17 protein-coding genes, 1 rRNA gene and 1 riboswitch are annotated in these 19,673 nt (G+C 34.1%); of the genes, 3 read left to right on the top strand and 15 right to left on the bottom strand.

What is annotated here, in order from left to right:
- From CLORY_RS19660 to CLORY_RS19650, 3 genes are all read right to left on the bottom strand, one after another.
- Positions 1 to 131, bottom strand: a 16S ribosomal RNA gene (locus tag CLORY_RS19660); the annotation flags it as partial.
- Between the two features lie 353 nt (positions 132 to 484).
- Positions 485 to 1,423 carry a GNAT family N-acetyltransferase gene (locus CLORY_RS19655; RefSeq protein WP_079427724.1) on the bottom strand — a complete coding sequence of 313 codons (939 nt, stop codon included), beginning with the start codon at positions 1,421 to 1,423 and terminating at the stop codon, positions 485 to 487.
- Between the two features lie 203 nt (positions 1,424 to 1,626).
- The gene (locus CLORY_RS19650; protein WP_079427722.1) at positions 1,627 to 2,394 is read right to left on the bottom strand and encodes a tRNA threonylcarbamoyladenosine dehydratase; all 768 of its coding nucleotides are present in this window, start codon (positions 2,392 to 2,394) and stop codon (positions 1,627 to 1,629) included.
- Positions 2,395 to 2,555: 161 nt separating this feature from the next.
- Between CLORY_RS19650 and CLORY_RS19645 the strand changes: the two genes are divergently transcribed.
- The gene (locus CLORY_RS19645) at positions 2,556 to 3,245 is read left to right on the top strand and encodes a 5'-methylthioadenosine/adenosylhomocysteine nucleosidase (RefSeq protein WP_079427720.1); all 690 of its coding nucleotides are present in this window, start codon (positions 2,556 to 2,558) and stop codon (positions 3,243 to 3,245) included.
- A gap of 101 nt (positions 3,246 to 3,346) precedes the next feature.
- On the opposite strand, the gene eda is transcribed toward CLORY_RS19645, so the two are convergent.
- The 4 genes from eda to xylA form a co-directional block, all read right to left on the bottom strand.
- On the bottom strand, positions 3,347 to 3,985 hold the full coding sequence (eda, locus tag CLORY_RS19640) for a bifunctional 4-hydroxy-2-oxoglutarate aldolase/2-dehydro-3-deoxy-phosphogluconate aldolase (protein ID WP_079427718.1): 639 nt from the start codon (positions 3,983 to 3,985) through the stop codon (positions 3,347 to 3,349).
- Positions 3,986 to 4,013: 28 nt separating this feature from the next.
- A complete protein-coding gene (gene xylB, locus CLORY_RS19635; protein WP_079427716.1) occupies positions 4,014 to 5,516 on the bottom strand; it encodes a xylulokinase in 1,503 nt (500 codons plus the stop codon).
- 49 nt (positions 5,517 to 5,565) lie between these two features.
- Positions 5,566 to 6,723, bottom strand: a complete 1,158-nt coding sequence (locus CLORY_RS19630) for an ROK family transcriptional regulator (RefSeq protein WP_079427714.1) — start codon at positions 6,721 to 6,723, stop codon at positions 5,566 to 5,568.
- A gap of 203 nt (positions 6,724 to 6,926) precedes the next feature.
- The gene (gene xylA / locus CLORY_RS19625; RefSeq protein ID WP_079427701.1) at positions 6,927 to 8,246 is read right to left on the bottom strand and encodes a xylose isomerase; all 1,320 of its coding nucleotides are present in this window, start codon (positions 8,244 to 8,246) and stop codon (positions 6,927 to 6,929) included.
- A gap of 279 nt (positions 8,247 to 8,525) precedes the next feature.
- Between xylA and CLORY_RS19620 the strand changes: the two genes are divergently transcribed.
- Together CLORY_RS19620 and CLORY_RS19615 are read left to right on the top strand one after the other, a co-directional pair.
- Complete coding sequence (locus CLORY_RS19620; protein ID WP_079427699.1) at positions 8,526 to 9,224, top strand: metallophosphoesterase family protein; 699 nt, start codon at positions 8,526 to 8,528, stop codon at positions 9,222 to 9,224.
- Positions 9,225 to 9,390: 166 nt separating this feature from the next.
- Positions 9,391 to 10,188: a hypothetical protein gene (locus CLORY_RS19615; RefSeq protein WP_079427697.1), complete on the top strand. Its 798-nt coding sequence runs from the start codon at positions 9,391 to 9,393 to the stop codon at positions 10,186 to 10,188.
- Between the two features lie 200 nt (positions 10,189 to 10,388).
- On the opposite strand, the gene kamE is transcribed toward CLORY_RS19615, so the two are convergent.
- From kamE to kal, 8 genes are all read right to left on the bottom strand, one after another.
- Positions 10,389 to 11,177: a lysine 5,6-aminomutase subunit beta gene (kamE, locus tag CLORY_RS19610; protein ID WP_079427695.1), complete on the bottom strand. Its 789-nt coding sequence runs from the start codon at positions 11,175 to 11,177 to the stop codon at positions 10,389 to 10,391.
- A 19-nt stretch (positions 11,178 to 11,196) separates the two neighbouring features.
- A complete protein-coding gene (kamD, locus tag CLORY_RS19605; RefSeq protein WP_079427693.1) occupies positions 11,197 to 12,771 on the bottom strand; it encodes a lysine 5,6-aminomutase subunit alpha in 1,575 nt (524 codons plus the stop codon).
- Between the two features lie 109 nt (positions 12,772 to 12,880).
- Positions 12,881 to 14,344 (bottom strand): lysine 5,6-aminomutase reactivase ATPase KamC, encoded by a 1,464-nt coding sequence (gene kamC, locus CLORY_RS19600; protein WP_079427691.1) that lies wholly within the window; start codon positions 14,342 to 14,344, stop codon positions 12,881 to 12,883.
- 1 nt (position 14,345) lies between these two features.
- Positions 14,346 to 15,380, bottom strand: coding sequence for a lysine 5,6-aminomutase reactivase subunit KamB (kamB, locus tag CLORY_RS19595; protein ID WP_242954462.1), 1,035 nt, complete (start codon positions 15,378 to 15,380; stop codon positions 14,346 to 14,348).
- 21 nt (positions 15,381 to 15,401) lie between these two features.
- Positions 15,402 to 16,676, bottom strand: coding sequence for a lysine 2,3-aminomutase (gene kamA / locus CLORY_RS19590; RefSeq protein WP_079427689.1), 1,275 nt, complete (start codon positions 16,674 to 16,676; stop codon positions 15,402 to 15,404).
- A gap of 60 nt (positions 16,677 to 16,736) precedes the next feature.
- The gene (gene kdd, locus CLORY_RS19585) at positions 16,737 to 17,771 is read right to left on the bottom strand and encodes an L-erythro-3,5-diaminohexanoate dehydrogenase (RefSeq protein ID WP_079427687.1); all 1,035 of its coding nucleotides are present in this window, start codon (positions 17,769 to 17,771) and stop codon (positions 16,737 to 16,739) included.
- A gap of 28 nt (positions 17,772 to 17,799) precedes the next feature.
- Positions 17,800 to 18,615 carry a 3-keto-5-aminohexanoate cleavage enzyme gene (kce, locus tag CLORY_RS19580; RefSeq protein ID WP_079427685.1) on the bottom strand — a complete coding sequence of 272 codons (816 nt, stop codon included), beginning with the start codon at positions 18,613 to 18,615 and terminating at the stop codon, positions 17,800 to 17,802.
- A gap of 17 nt (positions 18,616 to 18,632) precedes the next feature.
- Complete coding sequence (gene kal / locus CLORY_RS19575) at positions 18,633 to 19,013, bottom strand: 3-aminobutyryl-CoA ammonia lyase (protein ID WP_079427682.1); 381 nt, start codon at positions 19,011 to 19,013, stop codon at positions 18,633 to 18,635.
- 136 nt (positions 19,014 to 19,149) lie between these two features.
- A riboswitch (Lysine riboswitch) is annotated at positions 19,150 to 19,334 on the bottom strand.
- Positions 19,335 to 19,673: the final 339 nt, after the last annotated feature.

Below are 19,673 nucleotides of genomic sequence, written 5' to 3'. Positions count from 1 at the left end.
CCCTCTATGAGGCAGGTTACCCACGTGTTACTCACCCGTCCGCCGCTAGAGACCGAAGTCTCTCGCTCGACTTGCATGTGTTAGGCACGCCGCCAGCGTTCGTCCTGAGCCAGGATCAAACTCTCAATTTAAAAGTTTGTCTTGCTCTTACTTACTTTATCTCAAGTATCTCTTTCGAGATCTCTCAGAATTGCCGGTTTTAAATTACCTTTTCCTCTGTTCAATTTTCAAAGACCATGTTCATCAAATTATAAACTTCCCATTACTGTGTCAACTTCGTCGTTCCAGTGCTCATTTGCATCAGCAAACTCCGCTCCTCACTCCTTGTTTCCTTGTCCTGCTTGTTTCTAATTCGATTCAAGTGAATTCTAAACTTTAATCGCATTTTTATAACTCACTTACTGCTTTCCTCAGTTGATTTGTTTGCCTCTCGTCATGCAGCTTTTATATATTAACACGTATATCTATGCCTGTCAACACTTTTTCATAAATTTTTATAGAATTCTTTAGTGCAATAAAAAATTTTGTGATCTCGCCACATGCCATCTATGAAGAGATATTTTTTACTTATGCCTATCTCTTTAAATCCACAGCTCATTAAAACATTCTGTGAACGGTTATTATCTACTAATGTCGATGCCTCTATTCTATGCAATTTCATATTCTCAAATGCATAATTCACTACTAGCTTCAGTGTTTCCTTCATATATCCTCTGCCCTCATATCTTATATCCATTGAATAGCCCACAAAAGCATTTTTAAATATTCCTGTTACTATATTACTAAGCTGTATTTTTCCTATAAGCTCATCTTTGACGTTAAATATACCATAATTAATACTTGATCCATTTAGATATTGCTTATAACTTTCTATAAGAATCTTTTTTTGAACATCCATAGTATAGAAGCTATCATCTCTTTCAGGCTCATACGGCCTTAGATGTTCTTTGTTTCTTGTATAATAATCTAAAGTCTTATCAGCATCACTCGGAAGCAGCAGCTTTAAGTTAATATTCTTTCCTTTTAATACTACTCTATTCTTTATTTGATTACTATTAAATCTATTAGCAGTTATTCCAAATAAGAGTTCAAACCTGCAATGACCATTGTTCCAGATTGTATCCTCAATAACTCCTTCTAATTCAAATCCTAAATCTATAAACGATCTTGTATCGATAGTTTGATCTACAAATATATTTACTTTATAGATACCACCAGCTGCAAATATTCCTTTCATTAATCTATATAGTACGCTTCTTAAAATTTCATAATCATTTTCCTTATAAAGTTTTATTCGCAATATATAGAAGTGATTCTCTATATTAATCTCAACAGAAAAAATTCTTCCGACTGTAATACCAGTACTATCCTTTATAATAAATTCCTCTTGTCTTCCAGGGACTTTCTCCAATCTTGCTTCCATATATACATCTCCTATCCGTAGTATAATTATAATTAATATTGTTTCTAATGTATATACTTGATTAAACTCTAGAATTTAATATAAAGTAAATTAGTGAGAAATGCCGAATTATGAGTTTCATTCATAACTCCTTATTCTTAGTTTCTCATTACAAAATTCTATACTTTTCTAGGGCATAAAATAATAAAGACGTATAGAGCATTCTATACATCTTTATTATTTTGACCAATTATGTCCTTTATTACCTCTCCCCCAAGTATCATACCTGCTACTGGCGGTACAAAAGAAATGCTGCCAGGTATTTGTCTTTTAAATGCACACTTTTTACTTCCTCCTGTACAAACACAGCCCTCTTTGCAGGTTACTACATCAATTTTAGGTTTCATAGGTACTTCCTCAGAATAAACAACCTTCAAATTTTTTATATTCCTTCTTCTAAGTTCATATCTCATTACCTTAGCTAAAGGGCACACTTTCGTTTTATATATATCCGTGACTCTAAACTGTGTAGGATCGAGTTTATTCCCAGTTCCCATACAGCTTATTATTGGAATGTTATTACTTTTACACCATACTATAAGGGCTATTTTTGATGAAACAGTATCTATAGCATCAATAACATAATCAGTATCAGGAGCTATTATTTCAGGTATGTTTTGTTCATTTACAAAAACCTCGACTGTATCAACAATACATTTAGTATTTATTTGCAAAATTCTTTCCTTCATAACCTGAACTTTACTTTTGCTTATGGTTTTCATCGTAGCATGAATCTGTCTGTTAATATTAGTAAGGCACACTGTATCGTCATCAACTAATGTAATTTTTCCTATACCAGACCTGACAAGTGCTTCCACAGCATAGCTGCCAACTCCGCCAATACCAAAGACAACTACCTTGCTGCCTCTTAATTTATCTAAAGCTTCATTTCCTATTAATAACTCTGTTCTTGAAAGTGAATGCTGAAGCATTTCGTATATCTCCCTTCTAAATACTGTATAAATCTATTTTTATAATGTATCACATATCAATCTATTCTACAAGTTTTACATAAGTAAATCATATTGACATATATTTTAAAATTATGTAACGTAGTTATATAATAAAATTTATAACTAACGGAGGTGACTTCATGGTTATTGGTATAATAGGAGCCATGGATGAAGAAGTAAAATTATTAAAAGATGAAATGGAAATAAATAAAAAGATTAAAAAAGCAAATATGGAATTCTTTCAAGGTACTCTTGGAGATAAACCTACAGTAGTAGTTACTTGCGGTATAGGTAAAGTAAATGCTGCAGTTTGCACACAAATTCTTGTAGATGAATTTCATGTTACAAATGTAATTAATGTTGGCGTTGCCGGAGGAATCGGTGATGGAATTGTTCCTGGTGATGTAGTAGTTGCCTCCAATCTTGTACAACACGATATGGATACTTCAGCCTTTGGTGATAAAATAGGTCAGATTCCTAGACTTAATACATTTGATTTTAAATGTGACGAAACATTAATAAACGCTGCCAAGAAATCCTGTGAAGCCTTGGAAAGCAACAGTTTTATTGGAAGAATAGTTTCTGGTGATCAGTTTATAGCTTCTGTTGATAAAATCAGGTGGCTTAGTTCAGAGTTTGAAGCTTTGGCTTGTGAAATGGAAGGTGCAAGTATCGCTCAGGTATGTTATCTAAATGCCATTCCTTTTGTCGTTATCAGATCCATTTCTGATAATGCAAATACAGGTGCACATATGGATTATCAAAAATTCATACCTATAGCAGTAAAAAATTCTACAAAAATACTTAGAGGCATGTTGAAATTAATTTAATTAAAAGTAGTTATAGTTTCTATACAAATACAAGCAAAAATCAGCAAGCTTGACAAAGCTGCTGATTTTTATTACCTTTTAGTATTTCATTAATCTTTCTCTTAAGCCCTAGCTTTTTCCAATTCTTCAACAAACCTAGCAGCAGTCTTTTCTACATTTGTATAGTTTATTTTTGTGCTGCCTTTTGTTAGTTCACTGCCAACTCCTATAGCTGATGCTCCTGCTTTTATCCACTCGCTTACATTATCAGCAGTCACACCACCCATTGGTATGATATCTGCTTGAGGTAACACCTTCTTAACTGAAGCTATTACATCAGCTCCTAGTTCTTCTTCCGGAAATATTTTTACAATATCCGCGCCGGCTTCTAAAGCTGCTATTATATCGCTTACGCCTAAAGCTTTAGGTATAATAGCCACCTTATTTCTATTACAAAGTTTAATTATACCTGAGTCCATCATAGGAGTCACTATAAAGTGTGCTCCTGCCGAGATACACTCCTTAGCTGTTTCAGGATCTAATACAGTACCTGCCCCTATTACTATATCATCTTTGTTATCTTTGTTAAATTCTTTAATAATATCAATAGCGTTAGGAACAGTCATTGCTACTTCTATTACTTTAATTCCGCCTTTTCTTACTGCAGCTATCATTTTATTTGCATCGTTCTTAGATCCAGCTGTTATTACTGCTAAAATGCCATAATCCATTATTCTTCTTAAAACTTCTATCTTTTTCATGTATTATCCTTCCTATACACTTACATGATTATTTTTCAAAAATATCACTAGCATTTTTATAAGATTTCATTAATGCAGGATATAAATTCTTATATATGTTATATATTTTATCATACTTGGATGCATTTTCAACTATTGGATCCACGGAATCAGTTATTTTTATTAAATTTTTACATGCTTCATCTACAGAACTATATAGTCCGCATCCTACTGCCGCAAGTATTGCTGCTCCATATGCCGGACCTTCTTTTGAATTTATCATAACAACCTTTGTATTTAAAATATCTGCAGCTATCTGTTTCCAAAGCTTGCTCTTAGCTCCGCCGCCGCTTATTCTTATTTCCTCTATAGGTACATTTAAATCCCTTAATATCTCAAGAGAATCCCTTAAACCAAAACATACTCCTTCTAGTATAGCTCTAGTCATATCTCCTCTTGTTGTTGTCATACTTAACCCAAAGAATACACCTCTTGCATTTGCATCTGAATATGGTGTTCTTTCTCCCATAAGATAAGGAAGAAATATGACTCCATTTGCACCTACTCCGCTTTCTTCAGCTTCTTTTAACAGTACTTCAAACGGATCTCCTTCTATATCCTTGTTGACATTATCTACCCACCATTGAAGACATGATGCTGCAGATAGCATAACTCCCATTTGATGGAACTTTCCATTAGCATGGCAGAATGAATGTAGTCTGTTATCAGAATCCACTTCATACTTTTCTGAGCTTGCAAAAATAACTCCTGATGTACCAAGTGCAGCAGATATTATTCCTGGCGAAACTGTTCCTGTTCCTACTGCACCAGCAGCCTGATCACCCGCACCTGCCATAATATTAGTATCTTGTGATAATCCTGTGTATTCTGCTATCTCTGGCAATATTTGTCCTGCTTTTTCCCAAGACTCTTTAACAATTGGTAATACATCTTGGCTTATGCCCACTATGTCAAGCATTTCCTTAGACCACTTTCTTGTTTTTACATCTAAAAGCAGCATACCTGAAGCATCAGATACATCAGTCACAATATTCCCTGTAAGCTTAAAACTTATATAATCTTTAGGTAACATCATATGTACAGCTTTTTTAAAGATATCAGGTTCATTTTCTTTAACCCATAGTATTTTAGGTGCAGTAAAACCTGTAAGCGCTTTGTTACCTGTATATTGTGAAATCTTATTTTGACCTATTGTTATATTAAGATAATCACACTGTTTCTCAGTTCTCTGATCACACCATAATATTGCTGGTCTCAAAACATTATAATCCTTATCAAGCATAACAAGACCATGCATTTGTCCACTAAAACTTATTCCTTTAACTTCATTCTTTATATTTTCTCTAGCAACAAGCTCCTTTAAGCCTTCTTTAACTGCATTCCACCAATCCTCTGGATTCTGCTCTGCCCATCCTGTTTTAGGATAGCTGACCGGATAATCTTTTGATAGGGATGAAATAACCTTTCCTTTGTCGTCCATTGCTGCTAGTTTTACTGATGAAGTTCCTAAGTCTATTCCAATAAAATACATTTTTATATTCCTCCATATCTCTATACTGATAAAATTTATGTTATATAAATTAAATATCTGTAAAACCAAAACCTTCCACTATAGGTATAATTGCTGCTCCTAAAATGTTAGCATCTCCATCTAGTGAAGAAAATAAGATGTTAACATCCTCCTTTTTATAGAAAACATTATTATCAAATACCTTTTCTATAAGTGCAGATGAAAATATATCTGAATACCTGCTTATTTCTCCGCCAATAATAATATAATCCGGGTTAAAAATAAACATCAGGTTTTTTATGCCTTCTGCTAAATCCTCAATATAATTTTTAAGTACTTGCTGAGCTGGCACCTCATTATTTCTATATGCTCTGACTACATCTTCTAAATGTCTAACATTCTTTTTAGTTAATTGATTATAGTCACTTATAAGAGCTCTCTGAGATGCATATGTCTCCCAACAGCCTTTTTTACCGCAATTGCATGCTCTTCCATTCTTGTTAATTGTCATATGTCCTATTTCACCGGCTCTTCTTTCTGAGCCTTTGTACATTTTCTTATCAATTATAAATCCTCCGCCTACACCCTGGCTTATAGATATGTATATAACATTATTCTTGTCTTTTGCTAAGCCAAGCTGCCATTCTGCTAAGGCACCTGCATTGGCTTCATTCTCCAAATACATAGGTACATTAAAATCTGCCTGTAAATCTTTAAAAGCCAAATTATTAAGTTTAAAATTAGCTGCAAAATCTAATCTCATATTCTTCTCATCTATTGTTCCTGGCAGTGAGAATCCTACACCCATACACTGTTTATCTTTATCGCATTTTGACATTAGTGTTTCAATCAGTTCCTTCATAGTTTTTAATACGCAAGTTTCTGATATATCCATTAATTCTTTGTCAAGCCGACATATTATATCGCCATCTAGATTGGTAAGTACAGCCTTGACACTACCACTATCTAAATTCACTCCTATACTATACCTGGAATTTGGAAGAAACTTTATTATAACTGGCTTTCTTCCTCCTGTAGAACTTGCCATACCCGCTTCTTCTACAATACCCTCTTTTATTAATTCTAAAATTATCGTAGAAACCGTTGGGACACTTATGTCTAGTTTTCTCGATATATCTAACTTGGTCACTTCTCTTTCCACTGATAAAAGTTTTATTATTCTTTTTCTATTATTTAGTTTTATATTACTTGCATCTAAAGCTACCATCAATAACCACCGTTCAATTAATAATTAGAAATAAAAAATGAGGAATTATTAATAAAGATAAATTTAATCTTGTAATCATATAATAAAAATTCAGTTCGCCTAAATTTTCCCTTCATTCTTAATTCCTCATTTCTAATTCAGCATTGCCATTTCCTACTTTAGTTCCTATATAATATAATAAGTCATTTTATAAGTTGATACAATCAATCATTTAATATATACTTATTAACTATGGCTTCTAACATTTCCTGTCTTCCTGATTTATTGGCTGAAACATCCTTATTAATTATATACTTTTCAAGAGATTCAAAGTCGGCTTTACCTTCAACAATATCCTTTCCTATCCCAGTTGTAAAACTGCTGTACCTTTCTTTAACAAAATTTTCAATTTCTCCGCCGTCTAAAAGCTTTTGCGCTATCTTTACACCTTGGGCAAATGTATCCATTCCAGCTATATAGGCTATAAAAAGATCATCTGCCTCAAAAGATGCTCTTCTAACCTTTGAATCAAAATTTAATCCTCCTGATGCTATTCCTCCACACTTAAGCACCTGGTACATAGCAAGTACAGCATCATACAAATTCGTAGGAAACTGGTCAGTATCCCATCCTAAGTTGGGGTCTCCTTGATTTATATCAAGACTTCCTAATGCTCCATTAATTCCAGCCACTGCAATTTCATGCTCGTAAGTATGTCCTGCTAATGTAGCATGATTAGCTTCTATATTTACTTTAAAGTATTTATCTAGATCATATTTTCTTAAAAAGCCAAGTACAGTTGCTGTGTCAAAATCATATTGATGCTTTGTCGGTTCCTTTGGCTTCGGCTCTATAAGGAATTGACCCTTAAATCCTATTTTCTGTGCATAATCTACTGCCATGTGAAAGAATCTAGCCAGATTATCTTGTTCAAGTCCCATATTTGTATTTAGTAATGTTTCATAGCCTTCTCTGCCTCCCCAGAAAACATAGTTCTCGCCGTCAAGTCTATTAGTCACCTCAATAGCCTTTTTTACCTGAGCTGCTGCATAGGCAAATACATCAGCATTACACGTTGTAGCTGCACCATGAACAAATCTAGGATTCGTAAACATATTTGCAGTTCCCCATAATAGCTTTTTGTTATGCTTCTTCATAAGCCCCTCGCAAAGATCTACTATCTCGTCTAAATTTCTATTTGTCTCCTCTAAGCTTTTTCCCTCTGGCGCTATATCTCTATCATGAAATGCGAAATAGTCTATGTCTATTTTGTTCATGAATTCAAAAGCTGCTTCCATTCTCATTTTAGCTAATTTCATAGGGTCTTGTTCAGCATCCCATTCTCTAACATAGGTTCCCACACCAAAAGGATCAGCTCCGCTTGCTGTCAAAGTATGCCAATATGACATAGTAAATCTCAATTGATCCTTAAGTTTCTTTCCTCCTACCATTTCTTCTGCATCATAATATTTGAAAGCAAGTGGGTTTTTAGACTCTCTTCCTTCAAATTTTATCTTTTGAACATTACAAAAATACTCCTTCATAAATATTCCTCCTTGAATAATATTGCTTATATGTATTCGTTTCCAAAAATATACTACAAAACTAATACTAACAAGTCGGTATATATTATGCTTATATTTATATATTACTATTATAGCATAATCAATTCAACTACTTTTAAAAATTATTTTAAAAAGTTTCTTATTATGTTGTTTTATAAATTTATAGTATTATAATGTTGCATATGCTTATGGTTAATTAAAATCTTTCCATACTGGAAAGCTATAATAAATCATCTTAATATTTAGGAGGTAATCCCGATGAAACTAGCGGTAATATCAGACATACATGCAAATATATATGCACTTAAAACTGTACTTGAAAAAATTGATGAAGATCATGTGGATTCAATCATTTGTCTCGGAGATCTAGTAGGCTACGGCCCTCATCCCAATGAAACTATCGCCCTTATACGAAATAGAAATATATTATGTATAAAAGGCAACTATGATACCTCTGTCGTAGATAATGCTTTTTCATTTATAAAAGATAACACGTTTAATTCTTTTTCCTTGCCTTGGACTGTAAATGAATTGCGTTCTTGTAATAGATATTATCTTTCTAACCTTCCAGATAGTATAACCCTTAAAATTAATGGCAGAACTCTTCTATTTGTACATGGTAGTCCTAAATCAGTAAACGAATATGTGTATGAGGATAGCGACATCTTTCAACGGGTGATTTCTGAATTTCAAGGAGATGTTTTGTTTAATGCACACACTCACTTGCCTTTTATAAAGGAATGGAAAAATAAATATTTCATAAACGACGGGAGCGTTGGAAAACCAAAAATAGGCAGACCCAACAGTACATATTGTATTATTAATATAGAAAACTCAGGAAAAGTAGATGTATCCATAAAAGAAACACCTTATGACTACGACAAGGTTGTAAAAGATATGAAACTTCAAAACTTTCCTCTTTCCTTAATTGATACGTATATATACGGGAGAGAATAAAAAAATTGGCAGAACCAGATGCCGATTCCGGAGGGGGCCTATGTCCTCCGGACCGGAGCTAGTTACTCAATCTTAGGAAATGCCTTTTATAGCCTGGACAGATTGTTTTTATAAATTTCATTAATATAACATAAACTATATTACTATAACATATAGGAGGAATATAATGTCCAGCTTCATAAACGGTAATGACGATGTTTTTCTTTTCAAAATTATAGATACTAAATATGCACAGGAGTTTTTACACCATGGTAAACTAGCTTTCTCCTGTGCTAAAAATTACAGCGAGCTTAGTAAACAGGGTAAGCCTGGTCAGGGTGACGATGAAGAAGGCCTTTTTGGAAGAATAAAAAAAGACGACACACGTCTTAAGCACCTTGAAAGTTATTATGGTGAAAACTTACTAAAAGGAACCTATGTTAAAGATTCAAATTACGTCGACCTAAGACTTACACACGTTAGCTTTATGCCTATATACTGTTTATTCTCATTAAAGGTCAATGATTTTACCAAAAATATAAAGGATCCTAAACCTGGTATCAATCCTGCTACAATAACTATACCACAGGAATACTTTAAAGACTTTAGAAATTCTGCTAACAAAAAATCTTTAATATTAATAGATCATGGAAAAGAATTTATACACAGACTAACTGATAAAATTGTAGAAAACGGATATAACCCTATTTGGAGCGATGTAAATTACATTGAAAGAAACAAAACATTCTTATATCCTCCAGATTATCATCCTAATGAATTATTCTGCAAAGACAAATCACGATTTCAAGATCAAAAGGAATTGAGAGTCATAATAAAAAATAAATCCCTCGAAAAGGATAAAGGGAACCTAATGTTTATAAATATTGGAGATCTCTCTGATATTGCACAGCAGATAGACGAACTTCCTAATGATGACTTAGCCATAAAAGCGCAAGTCATCCTTTCAAAAGCCACTAATACATAAAACCCTGGCTATACCTCTTAGCCTGCATACTTTCTGTAAATATTTATATATGCTTATATTGTTATAGCTAATTCCTATTGACTATAAATTCCTTAAAGCATCAATTTATTGATGCTTTAAGGACAATGTTTCAAAAATTCAGCATTTGTTGAATTTCATCCTTCATCCTTCGTTCCTAATTCATCATTCTCAATTTCTAATTAAACAAGTCCTCTTTCTGCCATTTCAGTTACAGCAAAGGTTGCAACATCATCTGCATATTTTCCAGGACCGAAGCCTGCATCGTACCCCAGTTCTTTGGCAAGTTCATGAGTTATTCTTGGCCCACCGCATATTAGAACCACCTTATCTCTAAGACCTTCAGCTTCCAACAACTCAACTAATTCTGTTAGGTTTTGTATATGAATATTCTTTTGGGTTACAGTCTGAGAAACTAAAAGCACGTCTGCTTTTACCTCTATAGCTTTCTTTATAAGCTCTTCATTAGGTACCTGGCTCCCAAGATTGTAGGTTTCAAACATATCATATCTTTCGAGCCCATAGTGTCCTGCAAAGCCCTTCATATTCATTATTGCATCTATACCAACAGTATGAGCATCTGTACCAGTGCTTGCACCAACTACAATTACTTTACGTTTAATGTTTTCCTTAATATATTTATCCGTTTCTTCCATGTCCATAGCATGTATATCTACGCTCTGAACATGTATATCCGTATAATCTACTGTGTGCTCAACACTTCCATATACCACAAAAAATGTGAAGTTTTTATCTAAGGCTTTATGATATGCTACAGATGGTTCCTGTAAACCCATTTTCTTTGCAAGAATTGTAGCAGCCTCTACAGACTTATCCCCATCTTCTACCGGAAGGGTAAAGCTAAGCTGTATCTTTCCATCATTCATTGTATCACCGTAAGGTTTAATACGTGTTAAATCTAAGTTTGTATCGAAATCTCTTTTTTCCGTTGAATATAATCCACCACTCATTGAAAATTACCTCCTTTCACTAGTTCAGCTCTAAATCACCTTTTTGTTTCTTTAACATAAGCCCTATAAACGGATTAAAATATTCTTTGTGTTTTTCAACAACCCCTTCTAATCCTTTACCCCCATCCAGAGGTCTCTTAACTCCTGCAAAAATGCCTTTTTCAATAGTGCTGAACAAGCCAATCTTTTCTATCTGCTCAAGCAAATCACTTGCCTTATTTAACACTTCGTCTGCTCTCCTCTCAATTATTCCGCCTTTTTTAAAGGTTATTTCATCTCCAAGATGTTCCATAGTATTAAAAATATATCTGGCATTCTCAATAGAAAGCGCCCTATCTGACATAAATGGCGTGTGAATAGCTTCAGTAAGCATACCTAAAAGATGTATCTTTTGATGAGTCAGTATTGTAACCATATTAAACAATGCATCCTGTACATGTCCCCTAAATATATTTCCAGTCATAAATTTCGTCGGAGGCATGTATTTCAGTGGTGCTTTTGGAAATATCTCTCTTGCCATTTGTGCCTGAGAAAGTTCAAGTAAAAATGCATCCTTAACTTCTGGATTCATTTCAAATGCATGTCCAAGTCCCATCTGTTCTTCAGGAAGTCCCGCTAGAAGTGCGAATTGCTCATTTATAAATTGAGAAGCTAAAACAGTATGCGCCTCTTCAATGGCATCTGCTGTAGTTAAGTAATTATCTTCACCAGTATTTATTATTACACCTGCAAAACCATTGATAACTCTAGAGAAAAATTGATCTATCATCGTTCGCTTCATATTGATGTCTCTAAAAAGTATTCCATATAATGCATCATTCAACATCACATCTAATCTTTCTAAAGCTCCCATAGCTGCAATTTCTGGCATGCATAGACCTGAACAGTAGTTGCATAATCTTATATATCTGTGAAGTTCTTCTCCAACTTTATCTAATGCTTCCCTCATAAGTCTGAAGTTTTCCTGAGTAGCATAAGTTCCGCCAAAACCCTCTGTAGTAGCTCCATAAGGCACATAATCTAAAAGGCTCTGACCAGTAGTTCTGATAACCGCTATAACATCTGCTCCCTGCTTAGCAGCAGCTACAGCCTGAGTTATATCTTCATATATATTACCAGTAGCAACAATTACATATAGATATGGTCCTTCCTTATCTCCAAACTGCTTTAAATAATTGTCTCTCTTTTCCATATTTTTCTTAATAATCTTCACTGTACTTTCAGCAATTTTATTTATACAAAGTTTAATTTCAAAAGAATCCTTCATTGGAAGTTTCATCAAATCAAGTTCTCCATTAGAAACCTTGACAGCTATCTCCTGTGGCATTAAACCTGTATTTAGTACAGCATTTCCTATAAACAAAGCTGCTCCCATAGAAAGTCCATTTCCTCGTTTTAGATTATCTACAATGATATTTGGCAGCGGCACTCCTTCCTCATCTACCCCATCTATACCAAGTAGTCTGCATACAGTTCTTTCTACAGTTACTGTTGTATTTTGGTCTATGAACCTCTGCATATCTTCAGCTATATGCTTAGCAGCTTCTCTGCTCTTTTTTACTAACTCTTCATTTAAATTTAGCTTACTTTCCAACCAACTTACCTCCCTCTCCTTACTTTAACTACAAATTAGCCGCTCAGTTTTAAACTGTTCAACGGCAAATTCCATATTTCATTACTTGTATGACAATTTCTTATATTGTTTATCTATCATAATATTCCTTTATCCTATCAATAAGTTCCTTATCTAGTCCTAAACAAATACATACATTTAATGCATCCTTAGGCACTGTGCTATTATCCTGTACCAACTCTAATCTATAATCCATACATTCTTGTAAAATATCTATAGAAGCCTTATCCTCTGATATTATTCTGTACTTTATTTTATCAAAATCCACATATTTAAGTCCTATAACCTGATAATGAGTCATATCTTTATCTACTATTCCATCATAATGTGTAGCGATTACGCTTACCGTCTCAAAATTCCTAAGGTAGCCTGCCACAGCTTTTACCAAACAATATCCTTCCTTTGGATTCGTACCCCTTGCTAATTCATCTAGAGCAACGAAGCACCTTTCAGATTTTATTTTGTCCATAACATTTTTCAGTTTTACTATTTCTGCTCCAAAGCTGCTAAGCCCACTGGATAGCGACTGCTCATCTTCAGCTATATAGCCTATATAATCAAATACAGGAATCTCAGCCTTGGCAGCAAATACAAAAAAACCATAATGTGCAAGTATCATATTTACTAATATGACCTTCATTGCCGCACTTTTTCCCGACATATTAGCTCCTGTTATCACTGATGTACCCTGATTTAAACTAACACTTATTGGTGTTATGCTTTTATTCTGCTTCGTAAGGATATCGAACAGCTGAGGATTTATTATATCTTCAAATTCTATATGAATATCAGTGCAGATTTTAGGTTTTACACCATTATATTTATCAGCAAGCTTAGCCTTTGCCATGTACATATCCAGCTTTCCTACACTATCCATATTTTCTCTTATACTGTCTAGATGAACTCTTAAAGCTTCTGTAAGCTTTCTCCTTATGATAAACTCCTCTTGTTCTTCTTCTATGACTATATCCAGCCTTCTCTGCTTAAGAGCTTCTATATTTTTTTCATTTTTTTCAGAAATGATCTGTTGTTCCAGCCTTCTCTTTTCATCCCTTATTATCCTTAATTTTTCCGAATAATCTTCATATATATAAAAGGAAGAAATTTTTTTATGTTCAGGATCTAAAATGTTTACCACTTCATTCAAACTGTTAATTTTTAATGAAGGTATATCTAAATTCAGCTTTATAAAACATTCGGAAAGTCTATCGCATAGTATTGCAAAGCTTTTTATCTCAAAAAATTCTATTTCATCAAGTACAAACAAGTCTTCACAACGCTTTAAAGTATGTTTTATATCCTTTACTTCAAAAAATAAATTTTCTATTTTTATATATATATATGTGTTGTGTTTTAAACTATCTTTTACCTTTTCTACATTGTCCAGCTCTTTTATAAGCTTATCTACTTCCCCTCTTTTATATGCTCTTAATTTTTTCTTTTTTTCACGTCCATAGGGAGTTATCAGCTCTAGCATATTCATAAGATATGTTAATCCAATTTGTGCTCTTTGCTGTTCTGATAAAAAAGTCATATTATACTCCTCCCTCTAACTTTACATCAAACACAGGAATATTTAGATTATCCCTAAGTTTCCTTAACAGCTCTTTCCCATCAAACTCATACCCCATTGGAGCTTTGGGGTTAGAGGTAACACAGAGTAATCTAATAGGATTTACTACTCTTATGTTGCCTCCCTTTCTTTCAAATTTGTGCAAAGTGTCATTATTTATAAATAACTTTGTACTATCTTCTACAATAAATGTAGTCTCCTTGTAGTCATTTGAAGCTTTCATTATATTTTCTAAGAATCTATCTGAAAGAACTCCCTTAATAACAACATAATTCGCTGTTTTTAATTGAGTAATAACCTGTCTTTCTGCATCTAACGCTGTTAACAAATCCAAATTAGCTGTACTGCCATCTTTATATATAAAACCTATTTTGGCATCATTAAGTATATCCCTGCTTTTTTCAATTATTTTCTTAGAACTTTCCTGTTTAATAGAAAGAAGCTCTACTGCATTTTTAGTCTTCTCTATCACACTATTTATATTTCTTCCTAATGCAGCACCAGTTGACAATATAGCAGCTTGGGCAACTGTAGGTGAAGCCAACGTCTTTCTGCTCATGGCTCCATCTATCAGTACCATTTCACTGCCATACTCTAAAAGTTTTTTGCATACATAACTCATATGCGAACTAATAGAAGGTCCTCCTAATTCAATAAAACCATCACTAAGGGCTCTTACGATAATAACTTCTCCCATAGGCGTATTTATACCTGTGGTTTCAATTATTTCCTTTGTTATATCACCATTAAATAAACATTGCTTAGCCGTAGCTATATAGGTGCCATTTTGCACATATATCCTCGGCTTATGAGTTTTAGTAACTCTATCTGTATCTTCGCCGTCTCTTCCTATAGAGGTAAGCCCAAGTTTCAGCTTATCCCTTGTTTCGCGTATTATATAGTTAAGCACAGTAGTCTTTCCGACATTCTTTTCCAATCCAATAATTGCTACGCTTTCATTACCCGTTAATTCATTCATCAAATGTGTTTCTGTCATATAAAGTTCCTCTTATTCACATTATTTTTGAACAACAACCTTCGCTTTCTTTATCTCTCTCTTTTTTCTTTCAAGACCTTCTGGTTCCAATGCCATCTGCTGATCATTTAAAAGTCCTGCAATTCCCACTCTCTTCTCTGCACTTTCTCCTCTGCAAACCTCGCAGTGACAGCTTGGTGAGTAATCGCCAGGTTCATCATAAGTAGTTATTACTCCTTCAAAGTTTCTTAGTATTACTTTATTGTATCCTTGTGATATAACATAGTTCGGCATAACAGGTATCTTTCCTCCCCCTCCAGGAGCATCGACAACGAACGTTGGTACACAGAAACCTGAAGTATGTCCTCTTAATCCTTCTATTATTTCAATTCCTTTAGATACGCTAGTCCTAAAATGACCAAGTCCCATAGAGAGATCACATTGATATATATAATAAGGTCTTACTCTTATCATTACAAGATCGTTAACAAGCTTTTTCATTACATGTACACAATCATTTACTCCTCTTAAAAGTACTGATTGATTTCCAAGCGGTATTCCTGCGTTAGCCATTAATTCACAGGCTCTCTTTGAATCTGCTGTTATTTCATTAGGGTGATTAAAATGAGTATTTAGCCATATTGGGTGATATTTCTTTAACATATTTACGAGATTTTCCGTAATCCTTTGAGGCATTACAACCGGAGTTCTCGAACCTATTCTAACTATCTGTACATGAGGTATTGCTCTTAATCTCTTTATAATATACTCAAGGTTTTCATCTGAAAGAAGTAGCGGATCTCCTCCGGATATCAATACATCACGTATAACTGGTGTCTTAGCAATATAGTCAATGGCATTATCAACTTGTTTTCTTGGCATTGCTCCATCGTGTTGTCCTGCAAATCTCCTTCTTGTACAATGCCTGCAGTACATTGAACATTGATCTGTAACTAAAAGTAAACATCTATCTGGATATCTATGAGTAAGTCCGGGTACTGGCGAGTCTCCATCTTCATGGAGTGGATCACAAGATTCACCTTCACTTCTTATAAGTTCAAATGCTGTAGGAATTGCTTGTCTTCTAATGGGATCGTATGGATCGTTTATATCTATAAGTGAAAGATAATACGGAGTTATAGCCATTCTTAAGTTTTTAAGACACTTTTTTACTCCTTCTTCCTCTTCTTCAGTAAGTGGTATATACTTTTTTAAATCTTCTAATGTCTCTATCCTATTTGCAACTTGCCATTTCCAGTCATTCCAGTCTTCGTCAGATACATCTTTAAATAATTCATATCTTCTATTAACTCGCATTTTTACTCCTCCAAATTAATGTTTTATATGTTGAAATGTATTACAACTAAAATTTGTATGCTATATATACATGTCTTCAAATATTTTTCTAAGCTTTTCGTTTTCTCTTAGTTCACATAGAGTAATTTCCGCATGATCTACAGTATAACCATTTCCTATAACCATAGTTACATCTTTTCCTACACCTTCAGCTCCTAAAGCTGCTTTTGTAAAACTTGTAGCCATGGAGAAAAAATAAACCGTTCCTTTATCTTTTACCGGTAATATACATGTCATTTCAGTGTTTGGCACATTTACACAGTTTATAGAAACGTCCAATTCTTTTCCTCCATTAGCCTCTAGTACCTTCTCCATGACTTCTACAGGCCTTTGAGCATCTGCAACTATTACTTTATGACAAAGGTTTAGTTTCTTAAGCCTTTTGGCATCTTCCTCAAACCTTACTACACCTATAACATTTCCTGTAGGTCCAACTCTCTTCATCGCCTCATAAGAACATAGCATACCTGATTTTCCGCCTGCACCTAGTATTAAAACGCTATCGCATGGTTTCACTAACTTTGCTGTCTGAGCTGGGGCACCAGCTACATCCAACGCTGCTAAAGCAAGTGTTTCAGACATATCCTTAGGCAGCTTTGCATAAATTCCACTTTCAAAAAGAATAGCTTTTGCCTTTACCTCTACCCTGTCTATCTCAGGCTTAATACAAGTTATTTCATCAATCTTTAGTGGAGTTAGAGAAAGTGATACTAGCGTAGCTATCTTGTCTCCCACCTTTATAGTTCTGTCTTTTAAATCTTCTCCTATGGCAGCTACAGTACCAATAAGCATTCCACCCGAGCCTGTTACAGGATTCTGCATTTTTCCTTTTTCCTTTACAATTTCAAGTATCCTATTTTTTACTTTATCTATATTACCGTTAGCTTCTTCCACTAACTGCGTGAAACTTGCTGAATCTATATTTAATGCCTGGACATCTACTAATATCTCATTACTATACAGTTCCATATCATTACTTATCTTATCCGCTGCCTGCGGCAATACTCCCTGCGGCGATATAACCCTATGAGTTCCATATTTATTTCCTTTTTTCATATTCATTGCCTCCATTTTATTTTATATATTAAATAGATAGTATATTTCTTGCCTCTTTAGGAGTTGCGATAGCTCTTCCAAGATCCCTAGCAATTCTTGATGCTTTCTCAACTAATTCTCCATTGGATTTAGCTAGTCTGCCTTTTTCTAAATATACATTATCTTCAAAACCCACCCTAACATGTAGTCCTGATATTATAGCCATAGCTGCTGTTGAAAACTCATATCTTCCGATACCTGCTACTGTAGCCGTGCTATCCGCTGGGATACTACCCATAAGAAAATCAAAGTCTCTAAGACTAGCTCCTATACCTCCATTTACACCCATGACAAAATTAAAATGCATAGGGTCTTTTAAGAATCCTTTCTTTCTAAGTCGTATGGCTAAATCAATCATACCTTTATCAAACACTTCTATTTCAGGCTTTATATTTAATTTCAACATCTGCTGCGCAAATTCTATAATGGTATTTTCCGTATTTACAAAGATGTCATCTCCGCCAAAATTACAAGTTCCACAATCTAACGTAGCCATTTCCGGTTTAAGTAAGGTTGGCTCAAGTCTCTCCTCATTGCTCATACCAACTGCTCCACCAGTAGAAGGTTGTATTATCACATCTTTACACCTTCTTTTTATTTCCTCCATAGCCAATCGAAATCTCTCTTTACTCTGTGTAGGAGTACCATCGTCTTCTCTTACATGCAAATGGATAATACTGGCTCCAGCATTATATGCTGCTTCGGCTTCCCTTCCTATCTCCTCTATCGTATATGGTACGTTAGGATTATTCTCCTTAGTTACTTCAGCTCCGCATATAGCCGCTGTAATTATTAATTTCTCCATATTATTCCCCTTAACTTTTATTTTCGCTGCTTGTTTTTAGGTACAACGCATGTTCCTGAGGCTCTGCATACAACTATAGGTTCATCTAGAAAATCTGCTGCTGAGTCATTAATATCTTCTCTAGGTTTTACAACCTTTCTTGCTTCAAAAATCATTTTTCTAGAAGTGTTGCCTTGCTCAACAATCTCTCCCTCTGCTTCTATAAAATCTCCAGCATAAACTGGCGCTAGAAATTCCACTTTATCATACGCTCTAAAAAGTCCTTCATCACCATCATTTTTAATCAAAAGTTCCGTGGCTACATCTCCAAAAAGCTGCAGCATCTTTGCTCCATCAACCAAATTCCCACCATAATGTGCATCATGTAAACTCATTCTTACTCTTATTAAAGATTTCATTTCTTTCCCTCCTGTTATAGATAAATTTCTGCAAAATAAAAAGCACTGAAAAACTTTCAGTGCATTAAGGCATTATTAATAGTAGCTATTATATTTTCTTAATAGCCATTCATGCAATGAAAATCTTTATTCTCATCACATAAATAGCTCTCCGTAAATACAAATTAATCTACGGCAAGAGCATAGGACTACCCCATACTCCCAAGACTGTATTGAAGAACCAGTACAACCTTTCGGCAGATAAACCCTTCACCTATATCACGAATGTTCTTATTCTTAACAACACAAGCTACACCTTTCATCTGCGCCTCTATTTATGCATATCAACAAATTATGTTATGCAATTTTTACTAATCAGTGCTTACAAGTCATATTATATATCTCTAACATTTTTAGTCAATAATACCGCCTCTTTTATTTACAATTTGAATATTTCTATTTTAGACAGCGTTATTTTAATAATTTATCAATATTTCAATAAAATCTATAAGTTATTTAGCAAAATGTATATTGTATTATTTTCCAGTAAATATTTTTAAAATACATTTTGTATTCGGTTCGTAAATTTTTATCTTCTTGCCACAAGAAGTAACAATGTCATTACATTCAACAATAATATCCCACAAGTTAAAAACAAAAATCCTAGTATACTATATTATT

It is taken from the genome of Clostridium oryzae, from assembly GCF_002029235.1.
In the GTDB taxonomy this organism is placed as follows: Bacteria; Bacillota; Clostridia; order Clostridiales; family Clostridiaceae; genus Clostridium_AE; species Clostridium_AE oryzae.
This window is presented reverse-complemented; position numbering and strand designations above follow the sequence as displayed.

What these genes read in the sequence shown, in the direction of transcription:
- xylA (WP_079427701.1), bottom strand. Translation starts at nt 8,246, where the DNA reads ATGAAGGAGTATTTTTGTAATGTTCAAAAGATAAAATTTGAAGGAAGA.
- kamA (WP_079427689.1), bottom strand. Translation starts at nt 16,676, where the DNA reads ATGCGAGTTAATAGAAGATATGAATTATTTAAAGATGTATCTGACGAA.
- CLORY_RS19620 (WP_079427699.1), top strand. Translation starts at nt 8,526, where the DNA reads ATGAAACTAGCGGTAATATCAGACATACATGCAAATATATATGCACTT.
- kal (WP_079427682.1), bottom strand. Translation starts at nt 19,013, where the DNA reads ATGAAATCTTTAATAAGAGTAAGAATGAGTTTACATGATGCACATTAT.
- CLORY_RS19630 (WP_079427714.1), bottom strand. Translation starts at nt 6,723, where the DNA reads ATGGTAGCTTTAGATGCAAGTAATATAAAACTAAATAATAGAAAAAGA.
- kamC (WP_079427691.1), bottom strand. Translation starts at nt 14,344, where the DNA reads ATGACTTTTTTATCAGAACAGCAAAGAGCACAAATTGGATTAACATAT.
- kce (WP_079427685.1), bottom strand. Translation starts at nt 18,615, where the DNA reads ATGGAGAAATTAATAATTACAGCGGCTATATGCGGAGCTGAAGTAACT.
- CLORY_RS19655 (WP_079427724.1), bottom strand. Translation starts at nt 1,423, where the DNA reads ATGGAAGCAAGATTGGAGAAAGTCCCTGGAAGACAAGAGGAATTTATT.
- xylB (WP_079427716.1), bottom strand. Translation starts at nt 5,516, where the DNA reads ATGTATTTTATTGGAATAGACTTAGGAACTTCATCAGTAAAACTAGCA.
- kdd (WP_079427687.1), bottom strand. Translation starts at nt 17,771, where the DNA reads ATGAAAAAAGGAAATAAATATGGAACTCATAGGGTTATATCGCCGCAG.
- eda (WP_079427718.1), bottom strand. Translation starts at nt 3,985, where the DNA reads ATGAAAAAGATAGAAGTTTTAAGAAGAATAATGGATTATGGCATTTTA.
- kamE (WP_079427695.1), bottom strand. Translation starts at nt 11,177, where the DNA reads ATGAGTGGTGGATTATATTCAACGGAAAAAAGAGATTTCGATACAAAC.
- CLORY_RS19615 (WP_079427697.1), top strand. Translation starts at nt 9,391, where the DNA reads ATGTCCAGCTTCATAAACGGTAATGACGATGTTTTTCTTTTCAAAATT.
- CLORY_RS19645 (WP_079427720.1), top strand. Translation starts at nt 2,556, where the DNA reads ATGGTTATTGGTATAATAGGAGCCATGGATGAAGAAGTAAAATTATTA.
- kamB (WP_242954462.1), bottom strand. Translation starts at nt 15,380, where the DNA reads ATGACAGAAACACATTTGATGAATGAATTAACGGGTAATGAAAGCGTA.
- CLORY_RS19650 (WP_079427722.1), bottom strand. Translation starts at nt 2,394, where the DNA reads ATGCTTCAGCATTCACTTTCAAGAACAGAGTTATTAATAGGAAATGAA.